At 65.2% G+C, this 20,416-nt stretch carries 16 protein-coding genes; 7 read left to right on the forward strand and 9 right to left on the reverse strand.

Translation table 11 applies throughout. The annotated features are described in order from the left end of the window. Nucleotides 1-16: 16 nt before the first annotated feature. Entirely contained in the window at nt 17-664 is a 648-nt protein-coding gene (locus AC5WEY_RS13745) for a hypothetical protein (protein WP_495646255.1), read from the forward strand. Here the strand turns inward: AC5WEY_RS13745 and AC5WEY_RS13750 are convergent. The 5 genes from AC5WEY_RS13750 to sthA all read right to left on the reverse strand — a co-directional run bounded on the left by AC5WEY_RS13750 (nt 654) and on the right by sthA (nt 7,754). Further along, nucleotides 654-1,328 (reverse strand): PhzF family phenazine biosynthesis protein, encoded by a 675-nt coding sequence (locus AC5WEY_RS13750; protein ID WP_495646256.1) that lies wholly within the window; start codon nt 1,326-1,328, stop codon nt 654-656. The genes AC5WEY_RS13745 and AC5WEY_RS13750 overlap by 11 nt on opposite strands. A gap of 12 nt (nt 1,329-1,340) precedes the next feature. After that, nucleotides 1,341-3,857: a DEAD/DEAH box helicase gene (locus AC5WEY_RS13755; RefSeq protein WP_495646257.1), complete on the reverse strand. Its 2,517-nt coding sequence runs from the start codon at nt 3,855-3,857 to the stop codon at nt 1,341-1,343. 70 nt (nt 3,858-3,927) lie between these two features. Next, nucleotides 3,928-4,968 (reverse strand): alpha/beta fold hydrolase, encoded by a 1,041-nt coding sequence (locus AC5WEY_RS13760; RefSeq protein ID WP_057477729.1) that lies wholly within the window; start codon nt 4,966-4,968, stop codon nt 3,928-3,930. Between the two features lie 244 nt (nt 4,969-5,212). Further along, nucleotides 5,213-6,157 (reverse strand): proteasome assembly chaperone family protein, encoded by a 945-nt coding sequence (locus tag AC5WEY_RS13765; protein WP_495646258.1) that lies wholly within the window; start codon nt 6,155-6,157, stop codon nt 5,213-5,215. Nucleotides 6,158-6,338: 181 nt separating this feature from the next. Continuing rightward, complete coding sequence (gene sthA, locus AC5WEY_RS13770) at nt 6,339-7,754, reverse strand: Si-specific NAD(P)(+) transhydrogenase (protein ID WP_057477731.1); 1,416 nt, start codon at nt 7,752-7,754, stop codon at nt 6,339-6,341. Nucleotides 7,755-7,918: 164 nt separating this feature from the next. On the opposite strand from sthA, the gene AC5WEY_RS13775 reads away from it, so the two are divergent. The 4 genes from AC5WEY_RS13775 to AC5WEY_RS13790 all read left to right on the forward strand — a co-directional run bounded on the left by AC5WEY_RS13775 (nt 7,919) and on the right by AC5WEY_RS13790 (nt 11,719). After that, nucleotides 7,919-9,004, forward strand: coding sequence for an S-(hydroxymethyl)mycothiol dehydrogenase (locus AC5WEY_RS13775; protein ID WP_495645071.1), 1,086 nt, complete (start codon nt 7,919-7,921; stop codon nt 9,002-9,004). Then, entirely contained in the window at nt 9,001-9,633 is a 633-nt protein-coding gene (locus AC5WEY_RS13780; RefSeq protein ID WP_495646259.1) for an MBL fold metallo-hydrolase, read from the forward strand. The genes AC5WEY_RS13775 and AC5WEY_RS13780 overlap by 4 nt, the downstream gene beginning before the upstream one ends. A gap of 112 nt (nt 9,634-9,745) precedes the next feature. After that, a complete protein-coding gene (locus AC5WEY_RS13785; protein WP_495646260.1) occupies nt 9,746-10,456 on the forward strand; it encodes a DUF5642 family protein in 711 nt (236 codons plus the stop codon). A gap of 150 nt (nt 10,457-10,606) precedes the next feature. Beyond that, a complete protein-coding gene (locus tag AC5WEY_RS13790; protein ID WP_495646261.1) occupies nt 10,607-11,719 on the forward strand; it encodes a DUF4192 domain-containing protein in 1,113 nt (370 codons plus the stop codon). A 16-nt stretch (nt 11,720-11,735) separates the two neighbouring features. Here the strand turns inward: AC5WEY_RS13790 and galE are convergent, their stop codons facing one another. Beyond that, nucleotides 11,736-12,716, reverse strand: coding sequence for a UDP-glucose 4-epimerase GalE (gene galE / locus AC5WEY_RS13795; protein ID WP_495646262.1), 981 nt, complete (start codon nt 12,714-12,716; stop codon nt 11,736-11,738). Between the two features lie 46 nt (nt 12,717-12,762). Then, a complete protein-coding gene (locus tag AC5WEY_RS13800; protein WP_032377729.1) occupies nt 12,763-13,449 on the reverse strand; it encodes an iron-dependent transcriptional repressor DtxR in 687 nt (228 codons plus the stop codon). A gap of 185 nt (nt 13,450-13,634) precedes the next feature. Here AC5WEY_RS13800 and AC5WEY_RS13805 point away from each other — a divergent pair, with 185 nt between their 5' ends. Together AC5WEY_RS13805 and AC5WEY_RS13810 are read left to right on the forward strand one after the other, a co-directional pair. Next, nucleotides 13,635-14,903: an acetoin utilization protein AcuC gene (locus AC5WEY_RS13805; RefSeq protein WP_495646263.1), complete on the forward strand. Its 1,269-nt coding sequence runs from the start codon at nt 13,635-13,637 to the stop codon at nt 14,901-14,903. Nucleotides 14,904-14,970: 67 nt separating this feature from the next. Continuing rightward, nucleotides 14,971-17,628, forward strand: a complete 2,658-nt coding sequence (locus AC5WEY_RS13810; RefSeq protein WP_495646566.1) for a bifunctional acetate--CoA ligase family protein/GNAT family N-acetyltransferase — start codon at nt 14,971-14,973, stop codon at nt 17,626-17,628. 126 nt (nt 17,629-17,754) lie between these two features. On the opposite strand, the gene AC5WEY_RS13815 is transcribed toward AC5WEY_RS13810, so the two are convergent. Both AC5WEY_RS13815 and AC5WEY_RS13820 read right to left on the reverse strand, forming a co-directional pair. Next, on the reverse strand, nt 17,755-18,726 hold the full coding sequence (locus AC5WEY_RS13815) for a sigma-70 family RNA polymerase sigma factor (protein ID WP_032377730.1): 972 nt from the start codon (nt 18,724-18,726) through the stop codon (nt 17,755-17,757). A 180-nt stretch (nt 18,727-18,906) separates the two neighbouring features. Continuing rightward, entirely contained in the window at nt 18,907-20,400 is a 1,494-nt protein-coding gene (locus AC5WEY_RS13820; protein ID WP_495646264.1) for a DUF7782 domain-containing protein, read from the reverse strand. Nucleotides 20,401-20,416: the final 16 nt, after the last annotated feature.

The raw sequence follows: 20,416 nt of genomic DNA on the forward strand, positions 1-20,416 counted from the left end.
ACCTAGGGTGAGAGTCATGAACCCGTCTCGAATCAGCCTCGATACCGCCGTCGATGCCACCAGGACGGGCGACATCTGGATCTTCCGTGGAGAGTCGACGGCCGACCGGGCAATTCAGGCGTTGACCAACAGTCCGGTCAATCATGTCGGAATGGCCGTCGTGATCGACGACCTGCCGCCGCTGATGTGGCACGCAGAACTGGGAAGGTCGTTGCAGGACATGTGGACCGGCAAGTTCCAGCGCGGCGTGCAGCTCCACGATCTGCGCGCGGCCGTCACCCAGTGGGCCACGAAGTACCAACAGCGTTGCTGGCTGCGGCAATTGGACGAACCAGTAACGAAAGAGCAGGAAGATGCCCTGCTGCGCACGATAGCTCGCATGGACGGAACAGCGTTTCCCACCACCGCCGCGCTCGCCGGTCGGTGGTTCCGGGGGCGGGTGCCGACGCTGCGGCGACAACGAGAGCAGGATGGAGCCACCCTCGAAACCGCCTACTGCGCAGAGGTGGTCGCCATGACCTACGACTCGATGGGATTGCTCACCGGCAACAAGAAGGCCAACTGGTTCGACCCGGGAAAGTTCTGGAGCGGTGATCGACTCCCTCTGGCTGCGGGCGTCCGGCTGGGCGAGGAAATCGAGGTGGACGTGCCGCTCACACCGTGATCGGCGCGTCGGTCACGGTGCGTCCGCCCAGTTCGACCCAGCCGCTTTCGTCGAAGGTCGTGCGTAGCTGCGAGCCTGCGCCTTGCACGATGTGCAGGCCGCGGCCGAGTTCCCCGGTGAGCCGGACGGCGGCGGCACCGGTTGCCTCGTCCTCGGCGATGCCCATCATGGGGGCGAACATGCGTGATCGCAGCGCCCCGTTCTCCTCGTCGGTCCACGCCCAGACGTAGTGGTGCCCACTGTCGTAGGCGCTGGGATCGGCCGAGGCTACCTCGGCTGCATCGCGAACCTGATGCAAGGTGAAGTCCGGTGCCCAGTCGGCGCGGGCGCGAACCCAGGTGGAATCGTTGTCGTAGCGGATTCTCAACGGTGCGGCAGGGACGGTGAGCACATCGACCGAGTGTCCCTGATCGCGAAGCCACCACGAGAGTCCGACGGTGGGGTGACCTGCGAAGGGGAGCTCCACCGCGGGGGTATAGATGGTCGCCGAGGCCGTACCCGGCTCGGTGCGATCCACGAACACCGTCTCGCTGAAGCCGAGATCGGTGGCGAACTGCTGTCGGTCTACCTCGTCGACGTCGCCCGCGGCCACGATGCCCAGCGGGTTGCCGAACCTGCCGTCGGCGTCGGTGAACACTCGGACGACGGACACCTCGGTAGCCATGCCCGGACGTTATCAGCCGGCCGTGATCACGATCTCGTCGAATACGATCTCGCCTGCCGCATCGGATTCCGGGACGTCGACGACCCCGTCCAGCGACCAACCGTGGTCTCCGTCCGGATCCTCGAGTACCTGACGCACCGTGGTGGATTCCGCACCGATATTCAGGGTGAACAGCGCAGGACCACGGGCCGAGGGGCCGGTTCCGATCTCGCCGTACTCGGCGAAGAACGGATCCAGCTCGGTCTCCCAATCCGGACCGTCGTCCAGTTCGTCGAGCGCATTCCACTGGCGCCGCGCCGCCAGATCCACCCGGCGGAAGATCGCGTTACGGGCCAACACCCGAAATGCTCTGGGATTGGCCGAGATCGGACGCGGCGCGTCGGATCCGTAGGCCTCGACGAGGGCCTCGGGCTCGGCACCGGGGTCGGTCAGGTTCTCCCACTCGTCGAGCAGGCTCGAATCCACCTGTCGGACGAGTTCGCCCAGCCATTCGGTGATGTCCTGAACCTCTTCGGTTCGAGATTCCGGCGGAACCGTCTGGCGCAGTGTGCGATACGCGTCGGCGAGATAGCGCAGCACCAGTCCCTCCGATCGCATCAAACCGTAGTGACTGATCAGCTCGGCGAAGGTCATCGCTCGCTCGACCATGTCGCGTACGACGGATTTGGGCGACAGTCCGATCTCGGAGAGCCAGGGGTGGGTGCCGCGGTAGATCTCGAACGCCGGAACCAGGAGTTCTGCAAGAGGTTTCGGCCAGGTGACCTCCTCGAGCAACTCCATTCTCTCGTCGTACTCGATGCCGTCTGCCTTCATCTGTGAGACCGCCTCACCGCGCGCGGCATGCTGCTGAGCCATCAGGATCTGGCGAGGATCGTCGAGCGTCGATTCGATGATCGACACCACGTCGAGTGCGTGGGAGGGGGATTCGACATCGAGCAGCTCGAAGGATGCGACCGCGAAGGTGGACAGCGGCTGGTTGAGCGCGAAATCCGGCTGTAGGTCCACGGTCAGTCGAGCGTGTCGGCCGTCGGCGTCCGGTTCCTCGAGCTGCTCGACGATGCCCGCGTCGACCAATCCGCGGTACAGCGAGAGCGCACGCAGGATGTGTTTGCGTTGAGCGGCCCGAGTTTCGTGGTTGTCTTCGAGCAGGTGGCGCATTGCGTAGAAGCAATTGCCAGGCCGCGCAATGACATTGAGCAGCATGGCGTTGCTGACCGAGAATCGAGAGGTGAGCGGCTCGGGGCTCGCTGCGATGATCCGCTCGAATGTCGGCTCACCCCACGAGACGAAACCGTCGGGTGCCTTCTTGCGCTGCACTCGCTTGAGCTTCTTGGGATCGTCGCCGGCCTTGGCCACCAGCCGTGCATTCTCGATATCGTGCTCCGGGGCCTCGACGACGACCGTGCCGAGCGTGTCGTATCCCGCCCGGCCCGCGCGTCCGGCGATCTGATGGAACTCGCGGGCTCGGAGCTTGCGGGTCCTGATGCCGTCGTATTTCGTGAGTCCGGTGAACAGCACGGTCCTGATGGGAACGTTGATACCCACGCCCAGGGTGTCGGTACCACAGATCACCTTGAGCAGGCCGTCCTGCGCGAGCTTCTCGACCAAGCGCCGATACTTGGGCAGCATGCCTGCGTGGTGCACGCCGATGCCGTGTCGAACCAGCCTCGACAGAGTCTTGCCGAATCCGGTGGTGAACCGAAAGTTTCCGATGGCCTCGGCGATCTCGGCTTTCTCCTGTTTGGACGCGACGTTGACGCTCGTCAACGCCTGAGCGCGTTCGAGAGCCGAGGCCTGCGTGAAATGCACCACGTACACCGGCGCGAGGTGCGTCTGCACCAGTTCTTCGATGGTCTCGCTGATCGGTGTCGTCACGTAGGAGAACATCAACGGAACCGGACGCTCGGTGCCGGAGACGACCGTTGTGGTTCGGCCGGTGCGCCTGGTCAGATCGTCTCGGAAGAACGACACGTCGCCCAGCGTCGCCGACATCAGCAGGAACTGAGCGTGCGGCAGCTCGATCAACGGAACCTGCCAGGCCCACCCGCGATCGGGTTCCGAGTAATAGTGGAATTCATCCATGATCACCTGGCCGATGTCCGAACCGGCACCCTGGCGCAGGGCGAGGTTCGCCACGATCTCGGCGGTGGCGCAGATGATCGGGGCTCCGGAGTTGACGGACGCGTCGCCGGTCATCATGCCGACGTTCTGAGCACCGAAGATCTCGCAGAGTGCGAAGAACTTCTCACTGACGAGTGCCTTGATCGGCGCGGTGTAGAAACTGCGGATGCCCGCGGCCATCGCGGCGTAATGGGCCCCGATGGCCACCATCGACTTGCCGGACCCGGTGGGGGTGGCGAGGATGACATTGGAGCCGGAGACCAGCTCGATGAGAGCTTCTTCTTGCGCGGGATAGAGCGTCAGACCGCGATCGGCGGTCCAGGTGGTGAAGGTGTCGAACAGGACGTCCGGGTCGACGCCGTCGGAATTCTCGGCGGAGACATCGGGAATCAGTTCGGTGAGGAGCACCTCTACAGGCTATGTGGGATATGCCGTCGGTCCCGCATCGACACCGACCATCGGTGGCCGAGACGACGCGTCAGGTCGCGCTGCGCTCGTCCGATCCCATGGCACCGAGAACGGCCATCCGGGTGCTGGCGCTTCCGCTGATCATGTCCTCACCGACGCCGGTGATGAGCAGGTTCCGCCACCGCACCTCGTCGAAGGTCAGCGATGGGGTCGAGTCGATGAAGTCCTCCACGACCTGTAGAAAGCGCATGGGGTCGTCACGGAACGGAAAATGTCCGGAGTTCTCGAACACCTCGAGCGTCGATCCCGGCATGGCCGAGTGAGCGAGCCGCGCATGGCTGACCGGAATGACGGAATCCTGATCACCCCAGACGAGCAGGACGGGCAGGTTTTCGGTGAGGTAGCAGCGGTCCAGCATCGTGACCACCTGACCGCGCCAGTCCACCACCGCGCGCAAGGTCCGCAGATACGCCTCGTACGTGGTCGGTGCCGGCAGCTCGCTCAACACCCGAATCAGGTCCGGGGTGTCGTGCAGCAGCGAACCGGGTCGCAGCGGTGAGCTGTGCAGCTTGCTCAGTATCCCGCCGGCCAGCTTGACCGCGGGAATCGCGCCCGGCAGGCGAAGTAGTTTGACCGCCTCGCTCAGGAACGGCATCGACGCGAGCCGAAGAATGGGGTGCACGTCCTTGGTGACGCCACCGGATGACACCAGCGCCAATCTGTCGACCATGTTGGGAAACTGATAGGCGAACTGCATCGCAACGCCACCACCGAGTGAATGACCGATGACGGTGACGTGCTCGATGCCGAGAACCGAGAGCAGGTCGCGCATACCGTTCGCATACGCGGCGACGGAGTAATCCGCGCGGGGTTTGTCCGAGCGTCCGTGCCCGAGAAGGTCCGGTGCAATCACCGTGTAGTTCTTCGCGAGGTGTGGAATCACCTCGCTCCAGGTCTCGGAGTTGTCGCCGATCCCATGGATCAGCAACACCACTGGGCCCTCACCGGCCATGCGGAACGCTCGACGGTATCCGTGAATGGTCCGGAAGATCAGCCGTGGTTCTTGATCGGGAACCGGGCGGAGCTTGCGACTGCGCGGACTGGTAGCCATCTGCGCCTCCTGACATTCCCTGGTGTGCCGCACGTGCGACGCAGTACGGCGTGGCCGTGTACGAGTGTGTTGACGGTACATACCGGAGTACGTGTCGCTACGACTCTCGCACGAGATGACGTTCAGGGCAGAACATCGAGCGTATTTGCGGTTACAGGTATGTTTCGATCCGCTCCCGCTGTCCGATCCTACCGTTGCTACGACTCGTCGCTGTGACTACTCACACTGTCGGAGGGGTGCCTTCTCAATTCGGGTCGGTGTCGTCGCCCTCGTCGAGCCCGGCTTGCTCGGCAAGGAAACGCTCGAATTCGGCACCCAGTTCGTCCCCGCTCGGCAGCGGCTCGTCACCGGCCAGCAATGTCGACTGTTGCTCCTGTGCGGCCACGTACGTGTCGTACTGACGCTCGAGCGCCTGCACCACCGATTGCACCTCGTCGTTTCCGGTGATGTGCTCGTTCACCTGCTCGCGCACTCGCGCCGCGGCCTCGCCGAGCGCAGCGAGCGGAAGATCGAGCTCGGCGGCTTCACCGACGTTCTCGAGCAGAGTTTCGGCTGCGCCCGGGTAGTCCGTCTGAGCGAGGTAATGCGGAACGTGCACCGAGAAGCCCATCGACTCGTGGCCGTGCTGAGCCATCCGAAGCTCGAGCAGCGAGGACGCACTTCCTGGCACCTGCAGGTCGCCGGCCCAGCTGTTGCCTTCCTTGACCAGCTCCCGGTCGCTGGCATGCGCTGTGACCCCGAGCGGGCGCGTATGCGGAATAGCCATCGGGATGGATCCGAGACCGATGGTGCGCCGCACACCGAGCTGCTCGGCGAGAAGGCGGACCGCGGTGGTGAACTTCTCCCACCGCAGATCCGGCTCCATGCCGGCCAGCAGCAGGAAGGGCGTGCCGGCTCGGTCCTTGACTGCATAGAGATTCAACTCGGGTGCGTCGTAATCCGAGAAATGATCGGATTTGAACGTCATCGTCGGCCGACGGGACCGGTAATCGATCAACTCGTCGACGTCGAACGACGCCACCAGTTCGGATTCGAGGCTCTCGCGCAGGTGAGTCGTCGCCAACTTCACGGCGTGACCGGCGTCGGAGAATCCCTCCAAGCCGTGCACGAGGACGGGTCCGACGCCGTCGTCGGAGAAGATTTGCGGTGCCGGAAATTCCAGCTCGTACATCTTCGACTGTTCGGTCATGGCCGGGCCCCTTTCGGATCGACTCGTCGGTACTTCGATGCGAGATTCGGGTCAGAATACGCCGACCCTTCGTATGCACCGCGTACGCGCCGACGTCGAACGTGGCGAATCACTGATGAAAAGAACAACTGGATGGCCGTCGTTCATTCCCCAGTGGTCGTCGGGCATCGAGGGACGCTCGTCACCGGTCGAAGTTGGCCAACGCGCGGATCTTGTTGGTGACATCCAGCGCGGCAACCTTGTACGCCTCGGACAGCGTCGGGTAGTTGAAGACGGCGTCGACGAGGTAATCGACGGTACCGCCGCATCCCATGACCGCCTGTCCGATGTGCACCAGATCCGTCGCACCGGACCCGAAGATGTGCACTCCGAGAATGGACCGGTCTTCGGTGGAGACGAGCAACTTCAACATTCCGTACGAATCGCCCGCAATCTGGCCGCGCGCCAGTTCGCGATACCGCGACACTCCTACCTCGTACGGGATCGACCCCTTCGTCAGATCGACCTCCGTCGCACCGACGTAGGACACCTCCGGGATCGAGTAGATGCCGATGGGCTGGAGATCGGTCAGTTTCGCGCTGGACTCACCGAATGCGTGATAAGCCGCCAGTCTGCCCTGATCCATCGACGTCGCGGCCAGCGCCGGGAATCCGATGACGTCGCCGACGGCGTAGATGTGATCGACCTTGGTCTGGAAATGCTCGTCGACGAAGATGCGGCCGCGCGCGTCCGCCTCGAGTCCTGCGTTCTCGAGGTCGAGTGCCGTGGTCAGGCCCTGCCGGCCGGCCGAGTACATCACCGTCTCCGCCGGAATGCGCTTCCCGCTCGCGAGCGTGGTGACCGTTCCGTTCGGTCCGACGTCGACCGCGGTGACGGCCTCACCGAATCGGAACGTCACGGCGAGATCGCGAAGATGGAACTGCAGCGACTCGATGATCTCGCGGTCGCAGAAGTCGAGCATCGAATCTCGCTTTTCGACGACCGTGACCTTGGTACCGAGGGCCGCGAACATCGATGCGTACTCGATTCCGATGACGCCCGCCCCGACGACCACCATCGATGCCGGGATGAACTCGAGGTTCAGGATGCCGTCGGAGTCCAACACCCGGTAGTCGTCGAATGCGACGTCCGCGGGACGCGCCGGCGCGGTTCCGGTGGCGATCACCACGTTGGCGGCAGTCACGGTGATGCGCTCACCGCGTGACTCGTCCTCGATCGCAATGGTGTGCGCGTCGACGAACCTGCCGATACCGGTGATCAGTTCGATGCGGTTGCGCAGCAACTGCGAGCGCACCGTCTCGATCTCCCTGCCGATGACGTGCTGGGTGCGAGCGAGGAGATCGGCGGGAGTGATGTCTGCCTTGACTCGATAGCTCGCCCCGTACAGCTCGCGCTGGTTCATACCGGTGAGGTAGAGAACGGCCTCACGCAGCGTCTTGGACGGGATGGTCCCGGTATTGACGCACACTCCGCCGAGCATGTGTCCCTTCTCCACGATGGCGACTCGCTTGCCGAGCTTCGCAGCCGCGATGGCCGCCTTCTGGCCGCCGGGGCCGGAGCCGATGACCACCAGGTCGTACTCCATGGGTTCAGACATTGCTCATAGGTACCGGGCGCACGCAAAGACTGCGTGCCCACTCGGTCACAACCTTGTGAACTCCGCGGTTCGGTACGCCGAACCCATGCAGATGTCGCCACGTGCTGATGCGTTGTGCGAGGCTGGACCGAGCCCGCAACACACGATTTTCAGTGGAGGAACACATGCCGCAGCAGGTCCGCGCCGTCGTCGCCAAGAGCAAGGGCGCACCCGTCTCCATCGAGACGATCACCATTCCCGACCCCGGCCCGAACGAGGTCGTCGTGAAGATCCAGGCGTGCGGGGTGTGCCACACCGACCTGCATTACCGCGAGGGCGGCATCAACGACGAGTTCCCGTTCCTGCTCGGACACGAAGCCGCCGGCATCGTCGAGACCATCGGAGATCGCGTCGAGCACGTCGAGGTCGGCGACTTCGTCGTCCTGAACTGGCGCGCGGTCTGCGGGGAATGCCGGGCCTGCAAACGCGGCACCCCCTGGTACTGCTTCGACACCCACAACGCCGCCCAGAAGATGACCCTCGACGACGGCACCGAACTGACCCCGGCGTTGGGGATCGGCGCGTTCGCCGAGAAGACCCTCGTCCACGAAGGCCAGTGCACCAAGGTCGCCGCCGACGCCGATCCCGCCGTCGTCGGACTGCTCGGCTGCGGGGTGATGGCCGGGCTCGGGGCCGCGATGAACACCGGCCACGTCTCCCGCGGGGATTCGGTGGCGGTGATCGGCTGCGGCGGTGTCGGTGACGCCGCGATCGCCGGAGCGCGCCTGGCCGGGGCGTCGACGATCATCGCCGTCGACCGCGACAAAGGAAAACTCGACTGGGCTCTCGACCTCGGTGCCACCCACACCGTCGACGCCTCCGCCGTCGACGCGGTCGAGGCCATTCAGGAGTTGACCGGCGGGTTCGGTGCCGATGTCGTCATCGACGCCGTCGGCCGACCGGAAACGTGGAAGCAGGCCTTCTACGCCCGTGATCTGGCCGGCACCGTGGTCCTCGTCGGGGTGCCGACCCCGGAGATGACCCTCGAGATGCCGCTCATCGATTTCTTCTCCCGCGGCGGATCGCTGAAGTCGTCCTGGTACGGCGACTGCCTGCCCGAGCGCGACTTCCCGCAGTTGGTGGATCTGTACCAGCAGGGCCGGTTGCCGCTCGAGAAGTTCGTCTCCGAACGCATCGGCATCGACGACGTCGAGGCCGCGTTCGACAAGATGCATCAGGGCACCGTGCTGCGGTCGGTCGTGGTCCTGTGAGCGGGACCTTCCGAGTCCAGAACGTCGTCACCTCCGGGACGTTCGCTCTCGACGGCGGCGAGTGGGATGTGGACAACAACATCTGGCTGGTCGGCGACGACGACGAGGTAGTCATCGTCGACGCCGCCCACACAGCCGCACCGATCGTCGACGCCGTCGCCGGCCGCACCGTGCGCGCGATCGTGTGCACCCACGGTCACAACGACCACGTCACCGTCGCCCCGCAACTCTCGACCGAGTTGGATGCGCCGATTCTGCTGCATAACGCCGACGACATGCTGTGGGAGCAGACCCATCCCGGCGTCGGGCACATGCTCCTCGAGGACGGCCAGCGGATCACCGTCGCCGGAACCGACATCCTGGCGCTGCATACCCCCGGGCATTCACCCGGCTCGACGTGCCTGTACCTACCCGAAGCAGGGGAGTTGTTCTCCGGCGACACCCTCTTCTCGGGCGGCCCGGGAGCCACCGGACGCTCGTTCTCGGATTTCCCGACCATCATCGGATCCATCCGCGATCGGCTCTTCGCTCTACCCGTCGACACCCGCGTCAACACGGGCCACGGTGACGGGACGCGCATCGGCGACGAAGCACCGCACCTCGAGGAGTGGATCGCCCGCGGGAGCTGAATTCGCGACACTGCGGCGGGTCGCCTGCCGCGTTCGAGGTAATCGGAATGAGACAGTGGTGGGGCGCCGGAGCGTGTGCTGCGGCGTCCCACCGACTCGAAGAGGACGTCTTGTGAGCCCCGCCGCACGCAGAACCCGCCTGTCCATCGCCGCGACCCCGGCAGCGATCGCAGCTCTCGTGCTGGTCGGCTGCAGCTCCACCGTTACCGGCACTCCCGAGCCCAGCGCGGGTGCCCCCACCTCGTCGTCGCAGTCCGGAGTGGACCTGGACACGTTGCTGATCGACCCGTCCAGCTTCCCGGCACCGTACGCCGCCCTGGTGCTGCCCCAGCAAGCGATCTCGCAGGCGGCACCCGATCTCAGCGGTATACCTGCCGGTGCCGAGGTCAGCCCAGCTGGATGCAAACCTGCCGATCAGGATTTCGGCCCTACCGGTACGGCCATGATCGTCGGCACCGACAACGACAGCCGGTCGACCATCTCGATCGAATTGACCGCAGTGGACGAACCGCTCTCGGCGCGCAAGGAGCAGCTCGAACAGTGCGGCGAGGTAACGGCAACCAAATCGGGCGCAACCTCGACGGTGACCTCCACATTGACCCCTGCACCCCCGATCGATGCGGACGACACCTTGGCCGTCCGTCAGACGGTGGCGTCGGGAGCCGGTGGCGACGCGGTCACGCAGTCGATGCTGACGCTCATGGCACAGATCGACAACGTCCGGGTGTCGGCGACCTTCATGTCGTTCGGTTCCGAGACGCCCGACGCGATGACGCTCGACGAGCTCTTCACTGCGGCGGTGCAGAAGGTCAAACAAAGCTGATGCGCGCCTAGCAGAAGTGGCCGACAGACAACGGTCGACAACTGCGCGTGCGGCACGGTTCGTGCACAGGAGGCCGGTGCTCCACAGGGCAGTACGGAGGCCCAGCTCACGCCGAATTCTACGAAGCCGGTGCCGCAAGAATTTCGGTTCATGAACACACCGATGAATTCTCACGACAATGTCCACTCTCGCCGCCACGTCCGACTCGGCGACGCCGGCGATCTGATGGCGGCGGTACCGGCCATGCTCGGCTTTCATCCCCACCGTTCGATCGTGCTCATCGCGGTCGAGGACGGTGGCGCGGGCGTCGGACCCACGATGCGCCACGACTTGGTGCTGGCAGGTGAGCACATCGATCGTCGCGCCGGCAGCGGCACTCGTACGACCCCGGAGATGCTCGACGTCATCGGCTATCTCGCGGGCTATTGCGCGTCGGAGAACATCCCGGCCGTCATTGCGGTGTTCGTCGACGACCGGCTCGATCGGGCCGTCCGCGGTGTCCATCTGCTCGATGTCGAGGCCGTGGTGGGGGAGCTCGTCACCACTCTTGCATCGTTCGGGATAGAGCTCAGTTGCGCCCTCGCGACGGCGGAGATCGCCGACTCCGCGGTGTGGTGGTCGCTGTCCGGGCCCCAGCGGCACGGCCGGATGTCCGATCCGTCGACGTCGCCGCTGACCGTCGCCCGCGTACTCGACGGCTACTCGGTACGACGGTCGAGGCGAGAGCTGGCCGAGACCATCGCGCCGGGCCCCGAGGGCACAGTACGGGCCGTGGCCGCCGAAATCTCGCGGCTCGGTCGAAGCGGACGTTCTCGCAGCGACGAGTTGACGGCTGTCCTGTCCTACGTTGCGCGGGCCCCGTACGACACCGAATTGGACCCGGTCGACATTGCTCGGATCGCTGTCGCGATTCGTGTGGTTCAGGTTCGCGACGCGCTGCTTGCCTTGACGCTCGGCGACGATGCGGGGTTCGTCGAGGAGTTCTGGGCGATGATCTCCCGTGTGCTGCCCAGGCGCGAACGAGCGATTGCTGCAACGCTTCTGGCGTTCAGCGCGTATGTGCGCGGCGACGGACCGATGGCCCGTATCGCGATCGATGCGGCCCTGGAAGCGGATGAGAAGTACAGCCTGGCGCTCTTGCTGGACAGATCCCTCAGTGTCGGTGCCGGCCCGGAACTCGTTCGCGAAGTCGCCGAAAGTGGATTCGCCTGTGCACGTGCGTGCGGCGTTCGGCTACCCGGCGATCCGTTCGGCCGACGCTGATCGCGCTGCGAGCGCGTCAGTGTGCGGCGTGGGAACGATCGCCGAGTTGCTGCAGAAAGGCCCAGGCGTCGGCCACGATCCGATCGAGATCGGTGAGCTCGGGCGACCACTTCAGCTCCTCCATCGCTCGTGCGCTGGAGGCGATGAGAACGGCAGGATCGCCCGCGCGACGGGGAGCGTGTTCGACGGTGATGGGCAGCCCGGTGACCCTTTCGCAGGACGAGATCACCTCGTGCACAGAGAATCCGGTACCGCTACCGAGGTTGTAGACGGTGTGCTCACCCGGTTGCGCCGCGTCGACCGCAAGAATGTGCGCTTCGGCGAGATCAGCGACGTGTATGTAGTCGCGGACGGCCGTGCCGTCGGGAGTGGGCCAGTCCGTGCCGAATACCGAGATCTTCTCGCGCTGCCCGAGCGCAACCTGCAGCACGAGCGGGATCAGATGGGTTTCGACGACACGATTCTCACCGAAACCGTTGTACGCACCGGCGACGTTGAAATAGCGGAGGCTTGTGGCGGCCAGACTGTACGCCGACGCATAGGACGTGATCGCATGGTCGATCGCGAGTTTGGTGGCACCGTAAGGATTGGTAGGCCGGGTAGGAGCATCCTCGGTGATCGGCGTCTTCTCGGGTTCGCCGTACGTGGCAGCGGTCGAGGAGAACACCAGTTTCGGAGTGCCGGAGGCACGCATCGCGTCGAGCAGGGCCAGCGTGGTGACCACATTCCCGCTCCAGTACTTGTCGGGTGCGACCACCGACTCGCCCACGAGCGACTGCGCGGCAAAATGCAGAACGGCATCGAACCCGCCGCCGCTCAGCACCTCCGCAGCCACATCTCTGACGTCACCCTCGACGAACGTGGCACCATCGGGCACAGCGTCCCGGTTCCCGGTGGACAGGTTGTCCACGACGACGACGTCGTGGCCGCGCTCGAGGAGCACGGCTGCACACACACTGCCGACGTACCCCGCACCACCGGTAACCAGAAGCTTCACTGTTCGCTCTCCCTCACACGCTCGCGGCGCAGCCGGCAGTGTGAGGTCAGACCCTCTTCACCTGGACGGCATGCGCCATTTCGTCGGATATGTCGACACCGCTGTGTCCTGGCACGGTGATCGTGACGGACCCGGGCTTGGCCTCGACTGTAACCCGCGCGTCGGGAACGACGCCCGCTTCACGAAGCTGGGCGATCACTTCGGGATCGGACTGAACGTGCTCGGCCAGACGGCGTACGACCACTGCGGTCGGCTGGCCGACCGGCACATCGGTGAGACGGATGAGGGCCTCGGGTGCAAGGGTCGACTGACCGAGACCGAGCTCGGCCAACCCGGGGATGGGGTTCCCGTACGGCGATGTGGTCGGGTTGTTCAGCACGGCGACCAGACGACGCTCGACTTCCTCGCTCATCACGTGCTCCCAACGGCACGCCTCGGCGTGTACGTCTTCCCAACGCAGACCGATGATGTCCACCAGCAGCCGTTCCGCCAAGCGGTGTTTACGCATGACGGCAACTGCCAGACTGCGACCTTTCTCGGTCAGCTCGAGGTGCCGATCTCCTGCGACGGACAGCAGGCCGTCGCGCTCCATTCGCGCAACGGTTTGGCTGACGGTGGGACCACTTTGTTCTAGCCGTTCGGCGATTCGCGCGCGAAGCGGAATCACACCCTCTTCTTCCAAATCGTAGATCGTCCGGAGGTACATCTCCGTGGTGTCGACCAGATCCTTCACACTCAACCCCTTCGTCGGGCTCGATCCTACCGTCAGCGCCCCGAAATCGGCGCTGCACCCAACTGGCACGGGCGCGGCGCACCACAACGGTGCTCGTCGTTTCCCGTGGCTTCTCACAGGGGGACATGAAGGACAACACCGGAACCGTGCCACACCATCCCACCCGACAACGTAGTTTTGTCCGTATGTCTGACAAGGCGACACGCGCCGCCGAGTACATCCCGAACGACCCCGCGGACATCGTCGTGTGGAGCAAGGATTATCTCGGCTACCGGTGGAGCGACGACCACCCGATGAATCCCACTCGACTCGATCTGACCATGGCACTGGCCACCGACATCGGAGTGCTCGCGGGAGTCGAACTCGTCGAACCCTCGGCCGCCCCGGATTCCGAGCTGCTCCGATTTCACACCAGCGCCTACATCGAGGCGGTCAAACGAGCACCGTCGCAGGGCCCGGCCCTTCGTGATCCCGACGACGTCGTCCATGGGCTCGGTTCCGACGACAATCCGGTGTTTCCGCAGATGCACGAGGCCAGCGCAATGCTCGCCGGTGGATCCCTCGCCGCAGCGCGCGAGATCGCGTCGGGTCGTGCTCGCCGCGCGGTGAGTATCGGTGGCGGCATGCACCATGCCATGGCGGACTGGGCCTCGGGCTTCTGCGTCTACAACGACGCCGCGATTGCCATCTCGTGGTTGCTGGACAACGGATTCGACAGAATTGCGTACATCGACGTCGACGCCCATCACGGTGACGGCGTCCAGGCAGCGTTTCTCGGCGACCCCCGCGTACTCACCGTCTCCCTGCACCAACATCCGGCGACACTGTGGCCGAACACCGGTTGGTCTACCGAGGTGGGAACCGAAGGCGGTGAAGGAACCTCGATCAACGTCCCGTTGCTGCCGGGCACCGCAGATCGGTTGTGGTTGCGTGCGTTCCACGCGATCGTCCCCGGCGCCATAGGGGCGTTCAAGCCCCAGATCATCGTCAGTCAATGCGGTGTCGACAGTCACCGCGAGGATCCCCTCGCGGATCTCGCCCTGACCGTCGACGGCCAGAATGCCGCATTCCTGGCCATGCGCGATCTCGCCGACAAGCACTCCGAGGGCAGATGGTTGGCCGTCGGCGGCGGCGGATACGGCCTCGTGCGTGTGGTCCCGCGCTCGTGGACGTACCTCATCGCCGCTGCGCTCGGCTGCGAGATCGATCCGACATCAGCGCTGCCGGACACCTGGCGTGAGCGAGTGCGGACGATGGCACCGAGTGTCGACCTCCCCCAGACCATGGGTGACGGGGGAGATGTGGACTATCCCGCCTGGGACGGACCCGGTGGGTCGCTCGCCGGAACCGACGGCACCGACAGGGCGCTCGAACGCGTCGACTCGGCGATCACAGCCACCCGTCGAGCAGTGTTTCCGCTGCTCGGACTCGATCCGGAGGACCCGCGTGACTGATCCGACCGGCACCTCGTCGCCGGATTCCCCGTCCGACGAACCTGCCGCTGAGCCCAGCGCACACGACCTGGCACGAGAGCGCGCGGAAACGTCGTTCCCGCGCCATTGGGTTGCCGACGTACTGACGTCCGACGGTGGCGTCGTGCATCTTCGTCCCATCGTCCCGTCGGACTCCGAGCGCATCGTCGCCTTCCACGGGCGACTCTCCGAGCGGACCAGGTACCTCCGGTACTTCGGTCCCTACCCCACCATGCCCCAGCGCGACGTGCTCAACTTCACCACCGTCGATCACCACGACCGGGTTGCGTTCGTCGCCGTGCTCGGTGACGACATCATCGCGGTCGGCCGGTACGAACGTCTGCCCGAGGGCGACGGCAACTCGGCCGAAGTGGCCTTCGTCGTCGCCGACGCACACCAGGGCCGCGGACTCGGACCGATTCTGCTCGAACATCTCGCAGGGGCTGCGGCCGAGAACGGCGTCGACATGTTCGTGGCAGAGGTGCTCGCCGAGAACCGGAACATGGTCACGGTCTTCCGGGAGGCGGGCTACCAGGTCAGCAGGTCCTTCGAGGGCGGCGTGCTGCGGCTGGAATTTGCGATCGATCCGAGCGAGGCACTGCTGTCGGTGCGCAATTCACGTGAGCGCGCCGCCGAGGCCCGCAGCGTCCGCAACGTGCTCAGTCCCCGTTCGGTGGCCGTGATCGGAGCATCGACGGACAGCTCGAAGGTGGGCAATGCAGTGCTCGCGAATCTGTTGGCCGGCAACTTCACCGGCCCCGTCTATCCGGTCAACGCAGACCACCGATCGGTCCGCGGCGTTCGTGCCTACGCCACGGTGCACGACATTCCCGACCCCGTGGATCTCGCGATCGCCGCGGTTCCGGCCGACGCCATCGACGCAGTACTCGACGACTGTCTCGACAAAGGTGTGAAAGCACTGTTGGTGGTCTCGGGCGGATTCGGCGAGACCGGTCCTGCGGGGCAGGAGAGCGAGCGCCGACTGGTGCTCGCAGCGCGGGCGCACGGGATGCGATTGATCGGGCCCAACGCGCTCGGAGTGGCGAACACCGACCCCGAGTTCGGTTTGAACGCCACGCTCGCTCCGCATCTGCCGACGCCCGGCAACGTCGGTTTCTTCTGTCAGTCCGGCGCTCTCGGCATCGCGATCCTGGACGAGGCGGCCAACCGCAGGCTCGGTCTTTCCACATTCGTCTCGGCAGGCAACCGCGCCGACGTGTCCGGCAACGATCTGCTGCAGTACTGGGACTCGGACCCGGCTACCGAGGTGATACTGCTGTACCTCGAGAGCTTCGGTAACCCCAGAAAGTTCACCAGAATCGCCCGACGGGTGGCGCGCAGCAAGCCCATCATCGCCGTCAAGAGTGGACGCGGAGCCGTTCCGCCCGCACATGCGATCGGTGCCGACATCGACGATTCGATCGTCCGCGCTCTGTTCGCACAGGCCGGAGTCATCCAGGTCGACACGATCTCCGAGTTGTTCGACTGCGCCGTCCTGTTCGGTAATCAGCCTCTCCCGGTCGGGCCGAGAGTCGCAGTCGTCGGGAACTCGACGGCACTCGGCGTGCTGGCGGTCGATGCTGCGCGGGCCAAGGGATTGCACGCGAGTACACCCATCGATGTGGGGCCTCAAGCCGGTCCCGAGAATTTCGCCGAGGCCGTCTCGTCGACGCTGGCCGCGTCGGACATCGACGCTGTCATCGTCGTGTTCGTGCCCCCTGTTGCCGTCGAGGTCGAACCGTTCGCGGCGGCCCTGGGAAACGCAGTCCGGGGATCCGACAAGCCCGTGCTGTCCACGTTCCTCGCCACCGAGGGTATTCCCGACGTACTGGCCGTACGAGGGCCGAGCGGTCATCCGATTCGTGGTTCGGTTCCCTCGTACTCGAGCCCGGAGCGGGCGGTTGCTGCTCTCGCCGCGGCATGGCGCTACTCCTCGTGGCGTTCGCGACCGGTGTCGAACCTGGTTCGGCCCAAGAGCATCGATTCCGAGGGTGCGAAGAACCTGGTCGAGCGATGGCGTTCGGCCGGTGATCGTGGACGCTGGCTCTCGGATGTCGAGACCGCAGAACTGCTTGCCTGCTACGGGTTGGAGGTGGTGCCGTTCCGCGTCGTGACCGACGAGGACGAGGCCGTTGCCGCAGCCGACGAGCTGGGCTACCCGGTAGCGGTCAAGGCGACGGGGGAACGGTGGCGGCACCGACCCGATCTCGGGGGAGTGCGGCTGGACATGGCGGACGCTTCCGCAGTTCGGGTGGCGTACCGCAATCTGGCAGCCGATTCGGGCGAACCACTGCTGCACGTGCAGCGGATGGCGGTCAAGGGAATCGGCTGCGTCGTACGGGTTCAGGACGACCCGTCGTTCGGCTCGCTCATCTCGTTCGGTCTGGCCGGAGTCATCTCGGACCTGTTGGGCGACCGGGCGTTTCGGGTCCTTCCGTTGACCGAGGACGAAGCTGCCCAGTTGATCGACGCGCCCAAGGCTGCGCCGCTGCTGTCCGGGTATCGCAATGCGGTGCCTGTCGACAAGAAGGCCTTGATCGACCTGGTTCAGCGGATATCCGCACTCGCAGAGGACATCCCCGACATTCGGGATATTTCGTGCGAGCCGGTGCTGGCGTCCGCCGAAGGCGCGCACATCACCGATGCGCGCGTGCGCATAGGGCCAGAACCGACCAAGGCAGATCTCGGCCCACGTCGGCTGCGCTGACCGAGACCGGCTTCGAAACGGCGGAAGCCGAGTCGACGTCCCCGGGTGGGGAATGTCGACTCGGCTACCGCATGCGTCGGCTGGAACCGGGATGGTTACCGCTGCCCCACCGGTCGGTGGCTGCGGTCAGCTGGCGTAGGACCGCAGCTTCTCGGCGCGATCGCCCTGCCGCAGCTTGACCATCACCTCGCGCTCGATCTGACGAACACGCTCGCGGGAGAGCCCGAACAGCTTGCCGATCTGGTCGAGGGTGCGGGGCTGCCCGTCGTCCAGGCCGTAACGAAGCCGAATGACCTGCTGCTCACGCTCATCGAGCGTGCCGAGTACTACTCGAACATCGCTGTGCAGCAAACCGGCGATGACGGCATTCTCGGCAGACGTCGCTTCCGAGTCCTCGATGAAGTCGCCGAGTGGCGCTTCCTCGTCGCTGCCGACCGGCATGTCCAGGCTCACCGGATCGCGGCTGTGGTCGAGCAGGTCGGCGATCTTCTCGACCGCGATGCCCGATTCGCTGGACAGCTCCTCGTCGGTCGCCTCACGGCCGAGTTGCTGATGTAGCTCACGCTTGATTCTGGCCAGCTTGTTGACCTGTTCCACCAAGTGGACAGGTAGCCGGATCGTGCGACTCTGATCTGCCATGCCGCGGGTGATGGCCTGCCGGATCCACCAGGTGGCGTACGTGGAGAACTTGAATCCCTTGGCGTAGTCGAACTTCTCCATCGCACGAATCAGGCCCAGGTTGCCTTCCTGGATCAAATCGAGCAGAGGCATACCGCGACCGGTGTACCGCTTGGCAAGGGAGACGACCAGGCGCAGATTGGCCTCCAGCAAGTGGCTGCGAGCGGCGCTTCCGTCGCGAACGATGATGGCGAGGTTGCGCTTCTTGACCGCGCTCAGACGCTTGGTATTTTCGAGGACCTGCTTGGCATACAGACCAGCCTCGATCCTCTTGGCAAGATCGACTTCTTCGGCAGCCGTCAGCAGTGCCGTGCGACCGATGCCGTTGAGGTACACGCGAACGAGATCGGCTGCCGGGCTCTGGGCGTCCAGATCGGCATCGGTGGGCCGTGGACGAATCGTGGTGCTGGGGCTGGTCATGACTTGCCTCCTGGTCGGTGGTGTCTCACAGGGTTCAACGCTCGGGAGACTCCGATAAGTTCCCACGCCGATCCTTCTGATACCCGCGTGACCAGGGATTACGTCATGGTTGTCCTGAGAAGTTGCTGAGAACTGACACCGGTGGGAACGGTGACTCGCCGGCGGCGCTCCGCGGCGGTCTCATCGAACCGGCAGAACCAGTCCGTGCCGCACCAGCCCCTGCATCATCGTCACAGCATGCGCAGCCAGATCGTCGGGGTCCTCGTCGTGCGCAGCAGCGAGCAGCTCGACCAATTCACCGACCGGCAGGCCATCGGGTCGAAGCCCGGCGAGCAGTGCTGCACCGAGTTCGTCGACGTCGTGCTGCCACTGCGGGCCGTTGCCTCGGTGAACTCGCACCGCCACCTGAGCCCAACCCTCGTCGCCGGGTAGATAGACGCGTTCGAGTGCCGTGTGCGGGTCAAGGGTGAGCACCGAATCGAGAATGTCGTTCTCGCGCAGCCAGTCCAACCGCGCGAAGTACTCGACCGATTCGTTGCCGAGTGGGTCGGTGAAGCCATGAGTGAGTTCCTCGGCCAGAAGATCGGTCGGTGTGTCGGTACTGCGGAGGTAGACGAAGCCGAATCCGATTCCCTCCACGTCGGCGGCAGCGAAATGGTCCAGCCAGGACTGCGCAACTGCGGCGGCGTCGGGATCGCGGGGGTCGAGACCACCGTCGCGCATCCAGGTGCCGACGTAGAGAGCGGGATCGGCGACGTCGCGTTCGACTACCCAGGCGTCGACCCCGTGCGCAGGCAGCCACGACGCGACCCGTGTGCGCCAGTCCTCACCTCGAACATGGACCCAGGACGCCAAGATGGCAGCCGTGCCACCCGGGGCAAGGTGTGCCGGGGCCTGCCCGATCATCAGCGCGCTTGCACCGTCGAGATCGAGGCCGGAATCACGATAGGAATGCTGCACCTCGGCGCGCCCGACGACGAACGGTGGATTGGCCACGATGCGATCGAACCTGCGCCCCGCCACCGGCTCGAACCACGACCCGTGGAGCAGCTCGACCTGAAGGCCGTTGAGCGCCATCGTCGCTGCGGCGAGATCCATGGATCGTGGGCTGATGTCGGTTGCAGTCACCTGCTCGGCATAATCGCAGGCGTGGACGGCTTGGACGCCGCAGCCGGTGCCGACGTCCAGAACGGTCGAGACCGGAGCCGTGGGCGTCCCCCGCAGCAGTGACAGGGAGGCCTGGCCGACGCCCAACACGTGGTCGGCTGCGGTCTCGGCTGCTCGCATGCTGCCGTCCGGATCCGAGACGATCCACCGCGTGCCGTGGCCGGCATCGAGCGGTCGAATGTCGAGCAATGTCCGCACCGTAGACCCGGTTCGGTCGAGAATGCCCGCCTCGATCGCGGCGCGGACCGTCAGGGGCGCAATGGCGTCCGCGACGTCCGATTCGGGACAATCGTCCACGAGAAGGAACAGGCGCACCAGAACGCCCAGCGGGCCGCCGCCCTGGCTGGCGTTGCGAACCGGCACCGGCTCACTGCGCCCCAGAGCGGCATGCGCGTCATCTCCCAGCAGCGCCAGAACGCCATCGGCGTCGTAACCGGTCCGCTCGAAGGCCTGCCTGAGTTCGACGGCTGCGGCGGCGAGCAAGGATCTGGAGTTCGATGCGGTCACGGGGCAAGTGTCGCAT

Source organism: Rhodococcoides sp. S146-33 (genome assembly GCF_059489205.1).